Source organism: Myxococcus sp. MH1, assembly GCF_059738865.1.
Genome location: NZ_AP026947.1, coordinates 5,779,740 through 5,794,788, shown reverse-complemented (window position 1 = coordinate 5,794,788; position 15,049 = coordinate 5,779,740). Strand labels below are relative to the sequence as shown.

8 protein-coding genes are annotated in these 15,049 nt (G+C 71.3%); 1 reads left to right on the top strand and 7 read right to left on the bottom strand.

The features are described from left to right. Positions 1-28 precede the first annotated feature (28 nt). The 7 genes from mxcH to AC6JA9_RS22650 form a co-directional block, all read right to left on the bottom strand. Positions 29-2,599 carry a TonB-dependent siderophore myxochelin receptor MxcH gene (gene mxcH / locus AC6JA9_RS22680; RefSeq protein WP_497957812.1) on the bottom strand — a complete coding sequence of 857 codons (2,571 nt, stop codon included), beginning with the start codon at positions 2,597-2,599 and terminating at the stop codon, positions 29-31. 105 nt (positions 2,600-2,704) lie between these two features. Beyond that, the gene (locus AC6JA9_RS22675; protein WP_267700864.1) at positions 2,705-4,081 is read right to left on the bottom strand and encodes a class II 3-deoxy-7-phosphoheptulonate synthase; all 1,377 of its coding nucleotides are present in this window, start codon (positions 4,079-4,081) and stop codon (positions 2,705-2,707) included. After that, entirely contained in the window at positions 4,078-8,700 is a 4,623-nt protein-coding gene (locus tag AC6JA9_RS22670; RefSeq protein ID WP_497957811.1) for a thioester reductase domain-containing protein, read from the bottom strand. The genes AC6JA9_RS22675 and AC6JA9_RS22670 overlap by 4 nt, the downstream gene beginning before the upstream one ends. A 69-nt stretch (positions 8,701-8,769) precedes the next feature. Next, positions 8,770-9,696, bottom strand: a complete 927-nt coding sequence (locus AC6JA9_RS22665) for an isochorismatase family protein (RefSeq protein ID WP_497957810.1) — start codon at positions 9,694-9,696, stop codon at positions 8,770-8,772. 42 nt (positions 9,697-9,738) lie between these two features. After that, a complete protein-coding gene (locus AC6JA9_RS22660; protein ID WP_267700866.1) occupies positions 9,739-11,370 on the bottom strand; it encodes a (2,3-dihydroxybenzoyl)adenylate synthase in 1,632 nt (543 codons plus the stop codon). Continuing rightward, the gene (gene dhbC, locus AC6JA9_RS22655; RefSeq protein WP_497957809.1) at positions 11,367-12,584 is read right to left on the bottom strand and encodes an isochorismate synthase DhbC; all 1,218 of its coding nucleotides are present in this window, start codon (positions 12,582-12,584) and stop codon (positions 11,367-11,369) included. The genes AC6JA9_RS22660 and dhbC overlap by 4 nt, the downstream gene beginning before the upstream one ends. Positions 12,585-12,713: 129 nt before the next feature. Further along, positions 12,714-13,487 carry a 2,3-dihydro-2,3-dihydroxybenzoate dehydrogenase gene (locus AC6JA9_RS22650; protein WP_497957808.1) on the bottom strand — a complete coding sequence of 258 codons (774 nt, stop codon included), beginning with the start codon at positions 13,485-13,487 and terminating at the stop codon, positions 12,714-12,716. Positions 13,488-14,073: 586 nt separating this feature from the next. Here AC6JA9_RS22650 and AC6JA9_RS22645 point away from each other — a divergent pair. After that, on the top strand, positions 14,074-14,823 hold the full coding sequence (locus tag AC6JA9_RS22645) for a cyclic nucleotide-binding domain-containing protein (RefSeq protein WP_497957807.1): 750 nt from the start codon (positions 14,074-14,076) through the stop codon (positions 14,821-14,823). Positions 14,824-15,049: the final 226 nt, after the last annotated feature.

Here is a 15,049-nt window from a genome sequence, read left to right as displayed (position 1 = left end):
CGTTGCGAGATGAAGCGTGGGGACTGAGTCAGAGCTCGGCGACCATCTTGGCGGACACGCCGCGGCCGGGGCGTTGCACGCCGTAGAAGTCCATGGCGGTGGCATCGGTGAGGTTGCGCACGTCGACCGTCCAGCTCAGCGTCGCGCGAGCGGTCCGCGTGACGTACGTGACGGCGAGCGAGTGCAGCAGCTGCGAGGGGATACGCGACTTCGAGTCCTTGCTGCCCAGCCCCTCCCAGCCCCGGTAGAAGGTGTTGACGAAGCGGGTGTGCCAGGACAGCGACAGCTCGTCGCGCGCGGAGGCCAGGCCGCTCAGCTGGAAGCGGGCGCTGCCGTTGGCCAGGAGCGAGGGCCGGCCGGGCAGGCGCTGTCCGTCGAACGCGCCGAAGTTGCCCTCGGAGGAGGCGTTGCGGATGTCCTGGAAGGTCGCGTTGCCGTCCAGCGAGAGGTACTGGCCTGGCGAGGTCCACCCCGCCGCGCCCGTGGCGCCCAGGATGCGGGCCGCGAAGACGTTCTGGTAGGTGAAGTAGCCCTCGCGGCCGATGGGCATGATGAACTGGTCGGTGAGGCGGGCGAAGCCCAGCGCGCCGCCGCGGAACGTGCCCCGGGGCGTCTCGCCGCTGTCGAACGCGAGCTCCAGGTTGACGTTGTGGCTGGTCTCCGGCTCCAGGGTGAGATTGGAGTCGATGAGCATGCCGTCGCCGAAGATCTCATCGGGGCCGGGCAGGCGCGTGGCCCACTCGTACGCGGCCTTGGCGGTGAGCCGGGGCGTGACGTGGTAGCGCAGCGAGTCGCCCACGCCGAAGTTGAAGGTGTCCCGGTCGACGGGTGCGAAGGCGCCGCTGGCGCTGATGCGCTCCGCGCGCGCCAGCTGCACGTAGCTCTTGGCGAAGGCGATGTTCTCCAGCCGCTCGTCGAGTGCATCGAGCTCGTGCTCGAGCCCCGTCACCAGGTTGAACAGGCCGCGGTCTCCCCTGAGCGGGTCCTGCTGTCCCAGCCGCGCCAGCGCGCGGTCCTCTCCGGCGCGCGTCACGTACGTGGGCGCCACGGCCAGGCGCAGCATCTGGTTCGGGGCGAAGGTCCACCCGGCGTTGGCCCGGACGAAGGCCGTGTGCTGTCCCACCCGCCGGTCGATGGCGCGGGACTGAAGCTCCCCGGGCTGGGGCAGGGTGAGGATGCAGCGGCCGAACCAGTCGTAGGCGCAGGAGCCCAGGTCCGTCAGCGAGGCGCGGCGGTAGACGTAACCCCCCACGGCGTCCAGCACGAGGTCGCGCCCGGCGAGCTGCTCGAAGCGGAGCGTGGCGCCACCGGAGCGGTTGCTCGTGTCGACGTCGCCATACGCGTTGCTCATGGTGGCGTCGTGCTGGACCTCCTTGGTGGAGGCCGAGCCGAAGACGCGCAGGCTGAGCCTGCGGGCCCAGGGCCGGTTCAGTACGCCGACCTCCACGCCGCCGCCGCCCGCGCGGAAGGCGTCATGGAAGCGCGGCAGGCGCGCGTCGTGGATGCGGCCCTCGGCGTCGTCCACCTTCACGTCCACCCGGTAGTCGTTGGGGCTGGAGTCGAAGAAGCCGCTGGCGCGGACGAACATCCCGGAGTCGGTGCCGTGCTGCGCGCTCGCCGTCACCCGGTGCGTCTCGAACGAGCCCAGCTCATACGAGGCCGAGGCGCCCGTGCGCTGGAGGTTCTCCGAGGTGACGATGTGCACCGCGCCCCCCAGCGCGTCCGCGCCGAAGCGCGCCGGCACCACGCCCTGGTACAGCTCCATGCGCTGGACCAGGTTGACGGGCACGTTCGCGAAGTCCGGGCCGAAGCCGGCGAGCTCCAGCGGGACGCCGTCGATGAAGAAGCGCACCTGGTCCTCGGACAGGCCCGCCAGCGAGAAGCGCGCGCGGCTGCCCAGGCCCCCTCCACGCCGCACGTCGACGCCCTCGGTGCGCGCCAGCGCCTGGGCCATGTCCACGGCCTCGCGCTGGAGGTTCTCCGTCTCGATGACCTTCACCGACTCGGCGGAGCGCCGCCGACGGTTCGCCACGGACTCGCCCTCCACCGTGACCTCGATGGCCTCCTGGGTTACGTCCACGGGCGCGGTGGTGATGACCGGCGGTGGCTCGGTGGGCTCGCCCGGAGAGGAAGGCCCCTGCGGCGCGGGCTCCTCCGATGCGGCCGGCTCGGAAGCGACGTCGCGCGCCTGGCCGGGAGCCTCCGTCACCACGGTGGGCTCGGGGGTGACGGGGAGCCGGAACTCGTAGCTGTAGGCGATGCGCGAGGGGACGGCGACCCCGTCACGTCGCGCGGGCTCGAAGCGGAAGCGCAGCGCGGCGTCCTTCGCCGCCTCGTCGAAGCCGTGGCCCTGGGGTTCCAGGACCTGCGCCTCGATGACGCCGCCCTGGTCATCCAGCGTCAGCTTCAGCCGGACGGTGGCCTCCAGCCGGGCCTGCTCCGCCTCGGCCGGGTAGGGCGCCTCGATGAAGGTCACCAGCCTTGGCGGCACCACTGACGGCGGTGGTGCCTCCGCGCCAGGAGGGGGCCCACCGTCGACCTGCGCCCACACGGGCAGCGGCGCGGCCAGGCACGCCAGCAACGCCGCGCCCTGGAACACGCGCCCCGCTCCACGCCGGGCGTGGATTATGAAAATGGTTCGCATTTTCATTTTCGAGGCCGTTTATTCCCGGGGTGCCAGTGATGTCAAGATTTGGGGGTTGAGTCAGGCGGCACGGGCATGGGGAGACTTCATGTCCCGGAGCTTTTCCGCGACCATGAAGGAAAGCTGGAGCGCCTGGTCTCCGTTCAGGCGAGGGTCGCAGTGCGTGTGGTAGCGGCTGTGGAGGTCGTCCTCGGTGACGGCGAGCGGGCCGCCCAGGCACTCGGTGACGTTCTGGCCGGTCATCTCCAGGTGCATGCCGCCGGCGTGGACGCTCTCGGCGGCGGCGACCTCCAGGAAGGTCTTCACCTCGGAGAGGATGCGGTCGAAGGCGCGCGTCTTGTAGCCGTTGCTGGCCTTGTGGGTGTTGCCGTGCATCGGGTCGATGGACCAGATGACGGGGCGGCCGTCGCGGCGGGTGGCGGTCATGAGGCGGGGCAGGCAGTCGGCGACCTTGTCGGAGCCGAAGCGGCCGATGAGCGTGAGGCGGCCTGGGAGGGCGTCCGGGTTGAGGGCGTCCATCAGGCGCAGCAGGTCATCGGGCTCCATCGTGGGGCCGCACTTGACGCCAATGGGGTTACGGATGCCGCGCATGAACTCGACGTGGCCGCCGTCGAGCTGGCGGGTGCGCTCGCCAATCCAGAGCATGTGGGCGGAGCCGTCGTACCAGTGGCCGCTGGAGGACTCCTGGCGGGTCATCGTCTCCTCGAAGTTGAGGAGCAGGGCCTCGTGGCTGGTGAACAGGTCCACGGGGATGGGGGACGGCGTGTTGTGCTCGGCGGTGGGGCTGAGCGCGTTGATGAAGCACAGCGACTCGAAGATGGAGTCGGCGAGCTTGCGGTAGCTGTCGGCGCCGGGCGTGCCGGCGACGGAGTCGAGCGACCACTGGTGCAGGTTGCACAGGTCCGCGTAACCGCTCTGGGCATAGGCCCGGAGCAGGTTCAGCGTGGCGGAGGACTGGTGGTAGGCCTTGAGCAGGCGCTTGGGGTCGGGCGTGCGCTCCGCGGCGTCGAAGTCCATGCCGTTGATGATGTCGCCGCGATACGCGGGGAGGGTGACGCCGTCGAGCGTCTCCACGGGGCTGGAGCGCGGCTTGGCGAACTGGCCGGCGATGCGGCCCACCTTCACCACGGGCCTGCCGCCGGCGAACGTGAGCACCAGCGCCATCTGGAGGATGAGGCGGAAGGTGTCGCGGATGTTGTCGGAGGTGAACTCCTTGAAGCTCTCCGCGCAGTCGCCGCCCTGGAGCAGGAAGGCCTTGCCCTGGGCGACCTGGGCCAGGGCGGAGGTGAGCCGGCGCGTCTCCGCGGGGTTCACCAGCAGGGGCAGCCGGGACAGCTCGTCCTCGACCTGCGTGAGGGCGCGCGCGTCCGGATAGTCCTCCGGCATGTACTTCACGGGCTTCTGCCGCCAGGTGCGGGGGTTCCAGGTTCGGTTCATCGGGAGGGGGCCGTTTCCAGAGGGGTGCCGGGCGTCGCCGGCAGCAGGCCGTTCGCGACGCAGTAGGCGAGGTATCGGAAGAAGAGGGGGCGGTCCGCGGGGGGGCAGGTGATGGCCGTGCCCTCCAGGGCGTGATGGAGGCGCTGACAGCGGATGGGCCCCAGGCCGAACGCGGGTTGGGAGTCACCGGAGCGCAGGTCGAAGAAGGCCAGCGTGGTGGTGTTGTCGGCGGTGCCCGCGCGCTCGGCGACCTGGGCGCGCCACTGGGGGACGGGGAGCAGGTCCACGGGGTAGCCGTACTCGCGCACCCAGCGGAACAGGTCCGGCAGGCGTACGTCGGGGACGGGCGTGACGTTGAACACCGTGCCGGGCGTGGCCGTGCGCGACAGCTTGACGATGGCGCGCGCCACGTAGTCGACGGGCGTCCACGTCTCGCCCACCTCGAGCATCGGCAGCGTGCGGGCGGGGATGCCCGCCAGGAGGATTCGCCAGACCAGGTCCTGCGGGTTGACGATGGCGGTGTCGGTGGCGCCGACGACGCGGCCCAGCCGGTACACGGCGACGGGGAGGCCGCGCTCGGACGCCTGTTGCACGAGCCGCTCCGCGACCCACTTGCTCTGCTGGTAGCCGTCGCGCAGGCCGGGGTGCGCGGGCACGAAGTCCTCGGGCACCTCGGGGCTGACATCGGCCTGGGGCGCCACGGCCAGCGTGGACACGTAGTGGAAGGGCTTGGGCCGCACGGCGGCGGCCAGCCGCAGCAGCTCGCGCGTGCCCCGGACGTTGACGGCCTGGAGGCTGCCGTACTCTCGCACCACGCTCACCACGGCGGCGTTGTGCAGGATGACGTCGCACTCGGCCGCGAGCCCATGGAAGCGCGCGCTATTGAGACCGAGCGAGGGCTGGGTGAGGTCCGACGGGAGCGCGAGGACGCGCTCGCCGAGGCCCTCGGTCGACAGCCGCTGTGACGTCATCGCCGCGCGGATGCGCTCCAGGGCCTGGGCTTCGTCCTTGGCGCGCACCAGGCACACCACGCGCGCCTGGGTCTGGCGCAGGAGCTGGTCGAGCAGGTGCGCGCCGACGAAGCCGGTGGCACCGGTGAGCAGCACCTGGCGGGGCTCGGGGAACAGCGCCTCGAAGGTGCGCGCGGCTCCCGTCGTCGCGGGAGGCGCGAGGCGGGGGACGATGTCCTCGGACAGCTCGGCGTCCGCGAGCATCGTCGTGCTCGGGCCGGAGGTGTCGTGGCCGCTGGACTCGCCGTGCTCCAGCGCCTGGGCGAGCGCGGCGGCCGTGGGGTAGCGGAACACCGTGGCGACGGGGACCTCGCGGCCCAGGGCGATGCCCAGGCGGTTGGCCACCTGGATGCTCTGGAGGGACTGGCCGCCGCGGTCGAAGAAGTCATCCTGCGCGGTGAGGCCCGTGGCGCCCAGGACCTCCTCCCAGATGCCCAGCACCACGCGCTCAAGCTCCGTGGTGGCCTGCGCCGTCTGGGTGGCGGGGTCGACCACGGCTGCCTTGCGCAGCTCGGCGCGGTCGATCTTCCCGGTGCTGGTGCGAGGCAGTCGCTCCACGAACACGATGGCGCCGGGCACCATGGGGGCCGGCAGGTTCGCGAGCAGGTGCTTGCGCAGGTCCGCGGCGGACGGTGCCGGTGACTCCGCGACGATGTGCGCGCACAGCCGGCGAGCGCCACCCGGGAGCGTCTGGCCCACCACGGCGGCCTCGCGCACGCCGGGGTGGCCGAGCAGCACCGTCTCCACCTCGGCGGGGTCGATGCGGTGGCCGCTGATCTTCAGCTCGTCGTCCACGCGGCCGACGAAGACCAGCTGTCCGTCCTCGCGCATCCGGGCCTTGTCGCCGGTGCGGTAGGCTCGGGGCTGGCCGGGCAGCGCGGCCAGCGAGATGAAGCGGGCCTTGTCCAGCTCCGGGCGTCCCAGGTAGCCGCGCGCGAGCGCGCCACCCAACAGGCACAGCTCGCCCTCGGAGCCCCGGGCGACGATGCGACCGTGCGCGTCCACCAGCGCCGCGCGCACGCCGGGCAGCGGCACGCCGATGGGGACCTCGTCACGCTCGGACGTGAGGCCGTTCGCGTCCGCGAGCGAGGTCGTCGTGTCCGAGCGCATGCCGGGCGGCGGCACGCCGATGGGGACCTCGTCACGGTCGGACGCGGAGCCATTCGCGTCAGCGCGCAAGGTCGTCGTGTCCGAGCGCATGCCGGGCGGCGGCACGCTGATGGCGACCTCGTCACGCTCGGACGCGGGGGCGTTCGCTTCACCGCGCGAGGTCGTCGTGTCCGTGCGCACGTCGGCCATCGGCAGCTCGGACGTGGGGGCCTTCGCATCGCTGAGCGAGGCCACCGTCGCCACCACCGTGGCCTCGGTGGGGCCGTAGGTGTTGAGCAACTCCACGCTCGGGCCCACCGTGGCGCGCCAGCGGGCGACCCGCTCCGGGAGCGCGGCCTCGCCGCCGATGATGACCGTGCGCAGGGAGGAGGGCAGCTTCGCCGCGCCCGTGGACACGGCATAGGCCAGCTCGTGCCAGAAGGCGGTGGGCAGGTCGAGCACGGTGATGCCGTGGGCCGCGCAGGCCTCGAGCAGGCGCGGCACCGACTGGAGCATCTCGTCGGTGCGCAGCACCAGGCGTCCACCCACACACAACGTCAGGAAGACCTCCTCCACGCTGGCGTCGAAGTGCAGCGGCGCGAACTGGAGGACCCGGTCCTCGCGTGTGAAGCGGTAACGGTGCGTGGCACCCGCGACGAAGTGCGCGAGTGCGTCGTGGGAAATCTGCACGCCGTTGGGCTGGCCCGTGGAGCCGGACGTGTAGATGACGTACGCCAGGTGCTCACCGGCGGCGCGCGTGGGCTGCTCGGCGACGGCGACGTCGCGCCGCTGGATGTCCAGGTGCCCCGAGGCGCGAGGGCTCGCATCGGTGGCCTCGACGGCATCGGAGGGGAGCACGAGCAGCGAGGGCGTGGCGTCCTCGAGGATGGCCGAGGCGCGGGACGCGGGGCCATTCGGGTCGAGCGGCAGGTAGCCCGCGCCAGCGCGGAGGATGCCCAAGGACGCGATGATGGCGTCGAGCCCGCGAGGCACCTTCACCGCCACGGGTGTGTCGGCGCGCGCGCCCTGCTCGGTGAGCCGGGCCGCGAGCGCTCCGGAGGACTCCCACAGCTCGCGGTATGTGAGCCGGAACCCGCCGTGCTCCACGGCGATGGCGTCCGGCTGCTCGCGGACCTGCTGCTCCATCAGCTCGAGGACGGGCCGGGGCGCCGTGGGGAGCGGGCCGCCGTCGAGCAGCGAGGCCTCGGCGGAGGAGACCCCCGCGCCCTGGCCACGCACGGGCGCATCCGGCGCGCCCAGCCAGGTGTCGAGCGCCTGGAGGAACTCGCGCTGGTGGCTGTCCACCGTGCGCGCGTCGTAGCAGACGGGGTTCGCGTCGAAGTCGACGCGCAGGCCGCCGCCGTCGGAGCGGGCGTACATGCCGATGGAGAGGTCCTCCACCGGGCCCGCGGAGATGTTGTGCGCGATGCCGGGCAGCCCCGCGAAGCGCAGGCCGTAGTCGAACGGCATGATGTTGACCACGGGCCCGAACAGCTTGCGCTGACCACCCACGCGGCGCAGGTCGCGGCGCAGCTGCTCGTAGCGGTAGCGCAGGTGCGGCCGGGACGCCTTCAGCTCCGCGGCGATGTCGCGCGCCAGCGACGCGAGCGAGGCGTCCGCCGCCACGGGCACGCGCAGGGGCACGATGTTCATCGCCATGCACGGCACGCGGATCGCCGCCGAGCCCAGCCGCGTCATCACCGGCAGCCCCAGCACCACCTCGGGCGCGCCCGTGCGCTGGTGGATCCACGCGGCGGCCGCGGCGAGCACCAGGTCCGGCCACGTCAGGCCCACCTGCTTCGCCACGGCCTGCATCCGCTCCACGTCGACCTTCTCGAGCTGCCGCGTGGCGCGGACGAAGGTGGCGGACATGGGCGCGGGCGGGGCCAGCGTCACCGGCAAGGGCGCGTCCGTGAGCCGGCCGACCCAGAACTCACGGTCCTTCTCGAGCTGCGGCCCCGCGCGGTACGCGGCGTCCTCGTCCAGCACGGGGCGCAGGGGGCCGAAGCCCGCGGGCGCGGCCTTCCCCGTGACGCGCGAGGTGTAGAGGTCCGCCACGCGGCGGGCGAGCAGCGAGAAGCCGAACCCGTCCATCGCGATGTGGTGGACGCGCTGGAACCAGAACCAGCGCTCGGGACCGGCCTTGAACAGGACCTGCGCGAAGAGGGGACCACGGGTGAGGTCCACGGTGCGCGTCAGGTCCTCGCGCATCCACGCCTGGGCGGCGACCCACGGGTCCTCGGCGGACGTCAGGTCGACGTGCTGGAGCGCCCAGTCCACCTGCGGCGTGACCTGCTGCGAGGGGCCCGCCTCGGTGGTCTCGAAGCGCGCGTGGAGGGCCTCGGCCTCGGAGACGGTCTGCCGGACGGCGGCCTCGAAGTGCGCGGGGTCGATGGCGCCGCGCAGCTCGATGCACTCGCCGGCGTTGTAGATGGGGCTGGCGAGGTCGAGCTGCTGACCGACCCAGATTCCGTGCTGCGCCGCGGAGAGCGGCCAGGGTGCGGCGTGTGATTCGGGCATCGCCAGATCCTTCTGGGGGGACGTCGAGCGGGAGCGAGGTGGGGGAGGCCTCGCTCCGTCAGCGGTGCACTACGAGCGGGCGGACACCTGGACGCTGCTGGCGTCCGGGAGCGGGAGCGTCATGGCGCCGAGCATCGAGTACCACTCGGTCAGCGTGGGGCGTTCGGCCAGCTCCACGAAGGAGGACTCGAAGCCGTAGCTCCTCCAGCGCTCCACCAGGCTCATCAGCCGGATGGAGTCCAGGCCGAGCTCGAGCAGGTTCGCGTCCTCATCCACCTCCTGCACCGACTGCTGGAGCATCTCCGCGACCTCCGCGCGAATCTGCTGCCGGGTCAGGCGCGGGAGCGTCGTCGGCCCGGGCGCGCCCAGCATCTCCAGGACCTGCTGCGTGGTGGTGGTGACCGCGCACAGCTTCGCGGCGTAGTTGAGCGCGAGGTGGTGGTGGTCGAGCGAGAAGTCACCCAGCGCGTCCGCGACGAGGAAGGGCTGGATGTGGCTCATGAAGCCGTCGCTGGCCGTCTGCAGGCAGCCGATGTGCGCGTAGATGCCGCTGATGATGAGCTGATCCCGCCCGAGCGCGCGCATCGTGTTCAGCAGGTCCGTGCGGCGGAACGCGCTGTAGGTCCACTTGGTGAGCTGGAGGTCGACGTGGGTGGGCGTCAGCTCGTCGATGATCTTCTTCTGCTCCGGGGCGTCGGGGATGCCGCCCCCCCAGAAGTCCAGCAGGAGCCCGCGCTGCTCCGGCGTCTGGCCTCCCGGCTGCGCGGAGTACGCCACGGGGATGCCCATCGAGTGGGCGTGCTGGCGCAGCCGCTGGATGTTGGGGACCAGCTCCTTCACGGGCGACTGGCCCGGCGTGAAGGCGTTCACGAAGTAGTGCTGCATGTCGTGGATGAGCAGCACCGCGCGCTTCGGCTCGAGCTTCCAGGCGACCTTGTTCTTGGGCAGGTCGGCGGCGCCGGGCATCGGATAGGGGGAGATGGCGGGGAGCGCCATGGGGGAAGAGCCTTTCTGGTGCGGACGTGGGGGGAGTGGGCTTCAGCGGGGCGCGTTGGGCTGACTGAGCTTCTCGCGCAGCGCCTTCTTGCTGACCTTGCCGACACCCGTCTTGGGGAACGCGTCGAGGAACTCGACCCGGTCCGGAATCTTGAAGGCCGCCAGGCCCCGCTCCCGCAGGAACGCGGTGAGCGACGTGGCCGGAGGCGGCGTGCCGCGCGGGATGACGAACGCGCAGGTGCGCTCGCCCAGGAACGCATCCGGCATGGACACGACGGCGGCGTCGTGGACCGCGGGGTGCGCCAGCAGGTGGTTCTCCACCTCTTCGGCCGCCACCTTGTCACCGCCGCGGTTGATCTGATCCTTCGCGCGGCCCTCGACCACCAGGTAGCCGTCCGCCGTCATGCGCACCAGGTCTCCGGTGCAGTAGAAGCCGTCGGGGGTGAAGGCGCGCGCGTTATGCGTCTCCGCCTTGTAGTAGCCGCGGATGGTGTACGGCCCGCGCGTGAGCAACTGGCCCGTCTCGCCCACCGCGACGTCCTGCCCGTCCTCGTCGACGATGCGAAGCTCGTCGTCCACGCAGATGGGGCGGCCCTGGGTGTTGACGATGCGCTCCTCGGAGTCGTCCAGGCGCGTGTAGTTGACCAGGCCCTCGGCCATGCCGAAGACCTGCTGCACGGTGCAGCCCAGCGTGGGCTTCACGCGCGCGGCGGCCTCGGCGCTGAACCTGGCGCCGCCCACCTGGAGCACGCGCAGGCTGGACAGGTCATGCCGGCGCGCCTTGGCCGAGTCCATCCACACCATGGCCAGGGGCGGCACCAGGGCGGTGATGGTGACCTTCTCCTTCTCGATGAGGGGGAAGGCCACGTCGGGGCTGGGGTGCAGGGCCAGCACCGCGGTGCCACCCGCGTAGAACGTGCCGAACACGCCCGGCGAGCTCATGGGGAAGTTGTGCGCCGCCGGCAGCGCGCACAGGTACACGCTGGAGGTGTCGAGCTGGCAGATCTCCGCGCTGGCCCGGAGGCTGTAGATGTAGTCGTCGTGCGTGCGCGGGATGAGCTTGGGCACGCCCGTGCTGCCGCCGGACAGCTGGAAGAAGGCGACGTCGTCGGGGCGGGGCTCGGTCAGCGCCACGGGTTGAGCGGCGTACAGGCTCTCCAGCGAGGTGAAGGGGCCCGCGTCGCCCACGACGAGGACGTGCTTGAGCGTGGGCGTCTTCGCCTGCACGGCGGAGGCGAGGTTGCGGTAGTCGAAGCCGCCGTGGCGGTCCGCGATGACGTAGGCGACCGCCTCGGTGAACTCGCAGAAGTAGCCGATCTCCGAGCCGCGGTGCGCGGGCAGGGCGAAGACGGGCAGGGCGCCCAGCCGGAACAGCGCGAAGCATACCTCGTAGAACGCGGCGATGTTGGGCAGCTGCACCACCACCCGGTCCTGCGCGCGGATGCCCAGGCCGTGCAGGCCCGCGGCGAGCTGGTCCACGCGCGCGTCGAGCTGCCGGTACGTGAGCCGCTCGGCGCCGGAGACCAGCGCGGTGAGGTCGCCGTGGCGCTCGGCGCGCTCGCGCAGGAGCATGCCGAAGGTCTCCCCGCGCCAGTAGCCCGCGGAGCGGTAGCGCGCGGCATATTCCTCCGGCCAGGTGGGGCAGCCGGGGAGCCGGGACGCGGTCGTGCTCATGGCTTCACCTCGGTGCCCTGGCCCAGGCCCATGGCCTGGAGCATGGTGCGGAACTTGGCCTCGGTCTCCGCCAGCTCCGACTCCGGCTTGGAGCCCGCGACGATGCCCGCGCCCGCGAACAGCCGCAGCGAGCTCTCGTCCGCCTCCGCGCACCGGATGGTCACCGCCCACTGCCCGTCACCGTTGGCGTCGCACCAGCCCACGGTGCCCGTGAAGTAGCCCCGGTCGAACGGCTCGATGTGGCCGATGGCCTCGTGCGCCAGCTCCGTGGGGAAGCCGCAGACGGCCGGCGTGGGGTGCAGCGCCATCGCCAGCGTCAGCGAGGAGATGGACGGGTCGGCGATCTCCCCGACGATGCGGCTGGACAGGTGCCACATCGTCTGCGTGCTGACGAGCGACGGCCGGGCCGGCACCTCCAGCGTCTTGCAGAACGGACGCATCGCCTCCGCCACCGCGTCGATGACCACCGCGTGCTCATGCAGATCCTTGGGGGACTCGAGGAGGCGGGCCGCCCGGGCCTGGTCCTCGACGGGGTCCGGGCTGCGCGCGGCGGAGCCCGCCAGCGGGTTGGCCACCACCTGCATCCCGTTGCGAGACACGAGCAGCTCGGGGCTCGCGCCGATGAGCGTGCGCCGGCCCTCGCCCGCGCTGGCGCCGGGCAGGTCCACGGCGAAGGTGAAGCCGGACGGGTTGCGGCGGGCCAGGTTGTGCAGCAGCCGCTGCAGGTCGATGGGCGTGGTGGCGCTCAGGTGCAGCGAGCGCGACAGCACCACCTTGCGCAGGGGGCCGCTCTGCATGAGCTTGAGCGCCTGGGCCACGCCGTCCAGGTACGCGGCGGGCTCCGGCACCGGGCGCACCGTGTAGTTTTGCGGGAGGACGGGGTGCGGCATGGCCACGTCGTCGAACACGAGCGGGCCGGCGCGCTGGAGCGTCATCGGCACCACGAGCTGCGCGGGCGCGCGGCCGACGAAGGGCACCGCGCCCACCGCCACCGGGATGTCATGGTCCGCCTGGCGCGCGTCGCTCAGCACCTTGGCCACGCGCTCGCCCAGCCGCTCCAGCGAGCTCTGGCCGCCCACGTGCGGCACCGTGGCGAAGGTGCCCCGCGCCAACAACGTCCGGCGTGGCGAGGCGAAGAAGAAGGAGGAGCCGGCCTCGTAGCTCTCGAGCAACTGCGCCGCCAGCTTCTGGGGTGCCACTTCGGTCGTCTTCACAGCCAACCTCCAGTCGCGGAGGACCCGGAGCGCGCATCGGACGCGACTTCCGTGGCCTTCCACTGTTTCAATCGTGAAACAAAGGTAACAAGTCGAACAGAGAACCACGGGTGCCCGGAGGGCACGTGCTCAGGTGCCCAGGGTGGCGCCGCCGTCGACACACAGGTCGTGCAGGGTGATGTGGCGCGCGCGGTCCGACACCAGGAACTGCACCGCGTGGGCGATGTCTCGCGGGTCGGCGATGCGCTTGAGCGGGATGCCGACGCGGAAGGTCTCGGAGGAGCCGGCGATGACGGCCTGGGCGCCGTTGGCGTCCTTCCACATGCCCCGCTGCATGTCGGTGTCCGTGGAGCCCGGAGACACCACGTTGCAGCGGATGCCGTATTGCGCCAGCTCCAGGCCCAGGCACTTGGTGAACATGGTGGAGGCGGCCTTGGACGCGGCGTAGGCGCCCATCCGCAGCCGGGGCGTGCTGGAGGCGTTGGAGGCCACGGTGACGATGACCCCCTCGCGCCGGGGGACCATGCGACGCGCCACCGCGCGCGAGACATGGAACACGCCGTTCGTGTTCACCCCGAAGGTCGTCGCCCAGTCCTCGTCGCTCATGTCCACGATGGAGGACATGCGCAGCACGCCCGCCACGTTCACCAGGATGTGGATGGGGCCCAGCTCCTTCTCGATGCGCTCGACCGCCGTCTCCACCGCCGCGGCGTCACTGACGCTGACCGGCCACGCGCTGGCCTTCTGGCCCCGCGCACGCAGCTCCGCCACCAGCGCCAGCAGCCCCTCGGCGTTCGTGTCGAGGGCGGCGATGGTCGCCTCGGGGGCCAGCACCCGCGCGACCTCGGCGCCGATGCCCCGCGCCGCGCCCGTCACCAGTGCCACCCGCGGTGTGTCTCCCATCGAGTCCGTCTCCTTCGTCCTGGGCCCGAGGGTCCGTCCAGAGAGTGGGATAATGAGAATGGTTCTCATTATCGTTATTGGACGTCTAAGTGCCATGCGCAAACGAAGGTGTCAAGGGTGGTGACACGGTGCGCGAAGGTTGCGGAGTATTTCGGGGCGCCTTCCGGTGTGAGGTTGTCTTCCATCACGGAGACGTGGGGCGGTGGTGTCTGTCATCCCCGCGTTGTTTCGTTTGACGCCCGAGGACCCGGCGGCAACCGCCAACAAGGCCTCGGCCGGGCCGTCCTCCCGAGGGAAGGGATGGGGGTTGGCGTCCCGCGGCGGGCGGGAAATGCATGTGGGAATCCCGTAGTACCGGCGGGCTGCTGGGAGGAAGTTTTCTTCCCAACGACAATTCCGGACGGTGGAGACGTCTGTCATACGTATCCACTCTGTGTCCGAGGGGGGCATGACGATGAGCCGGTCCACCGCATTGCCAGTCGTGTCTCCGGATTCTCGGAACTCCGAGAATGACGGAGAGGGGCCTCCGGCGGTGCCGACCATCCCTTCAAGAGACCGGGAGCCGGTGGGGCGGGCTCCACTCCCCGTGTGGACGCGGTTCCTGCCGGCGGGGCGGGTGGTGGTGCGCGAGGGAGACCCGGGCTCGTCGATGTTCGTCATCCTGGAGGGGCGGGTGGGGGTGTACCGGGAGCCCGCCGGCGCCGAGGCGCGCATGGTGGGGCAGCTGTCGGGGGGGCACTTCTTCGGCGAACTGGCGCTGATGACGAAGTGTCCGCGGACCGCGAGCGTGGTGACGATGGAGCGCACCGTGCTACGCGAGCTGACCCGGACGGGGCTGGTGCTGATGGGCGCGCGTCACGGGCTGGAGGCGCCGGTGGTCGAGATGCGATGCCGCGAGCGGTTGCTGGAAGATGCGTTGCGGAGCAGCCCGCTGCTGCGCGGGTTGTCACCGGAGCTGTGGGCGCAATTGGGCAGCGCGCTGGTGCCCTGTTCCATCGGCGCGAGGGAGACGCTGCTCACGCGCGGCGTCCCCGGCGAGGCGCTCTACATCCTGCTGCGCGGCAGGTGCGCTGTCTTCCACACGCACCCGGATGGTCGTGTCACCCCGTATCCGGACATGGGGGAGGGCGCCATCTTCGGCGAGGTGTCGTTGCTGCGAGGACGGCTCGCGACGGCGACGGTGAAGACGCTGACGCCGTGCACGTTGCTGCGCCTGGACCGTGACGTGTTCCGCAAGTTCTTCTGGGGACAGGCGGAGATTCGTCGTGCGCTGGTGAGCCTGGGGCTGGAGCGCATGCACCGGACGATGGACGTCATCGTCAACCCGTCGGAGTGAAGCGAGCCTCCGTTCAGCGCTGAGCCTGGTTGATCGCTCGAGTCATGTGCGGGCGCGTCACACGCATCGCGTCGGACGTGCCCGTGCGGGTCGCGTATCCAGGTGTGGGGCAATTTTCCGAGTGCCTTGGCGCGAACGCTTCGGCCCGGGTCCCGCGCACACCACGCTCGGAAGTGTGAACCGCACGTCCTTGTGGGGAGGTTGCGTGCAATTACACCGGTTTTCT

Coding starts and splice junctions, on each gene's coding strand:
- AC6JA9_RS22675 (WP_267700864.1), bottom strand. CDS start 4,081: ATGAACCGAACCTGGAACCCCCGCACCTGGCGGCAGAAGCCCGTGAAG.
- AC6JA9_RS22670 (WP_497957811.1), bottom strand. CDS start 8,700: ATGCCCGAATCACACGCCGCACCCTGGCCGCTCTCCGCGGCGCAGCAC.
- AC6JA9_RS22665 (WP_497957810.1), bottom strand. CDS start 9,696: ATGGCGCTCCCCGCCATCTCCCCCTATCCGATGCCCGGCGCCGCCGAC.
- AC6JA9_RS22660 (WP_267700866.1), bottom strand. CDS start 11,370: ATGAGCACGACCGCGTCCCGGCTCCCCGGCTGCCCCACCTGGCCGGAG.
- AC6JA9_RS22650 (WP_497957808.1), bottom strand. CDS start 13,487: ATGGGAGACACACCGCGGGTGGCACTGGTGACGGGCGCGGCGCGGGGC.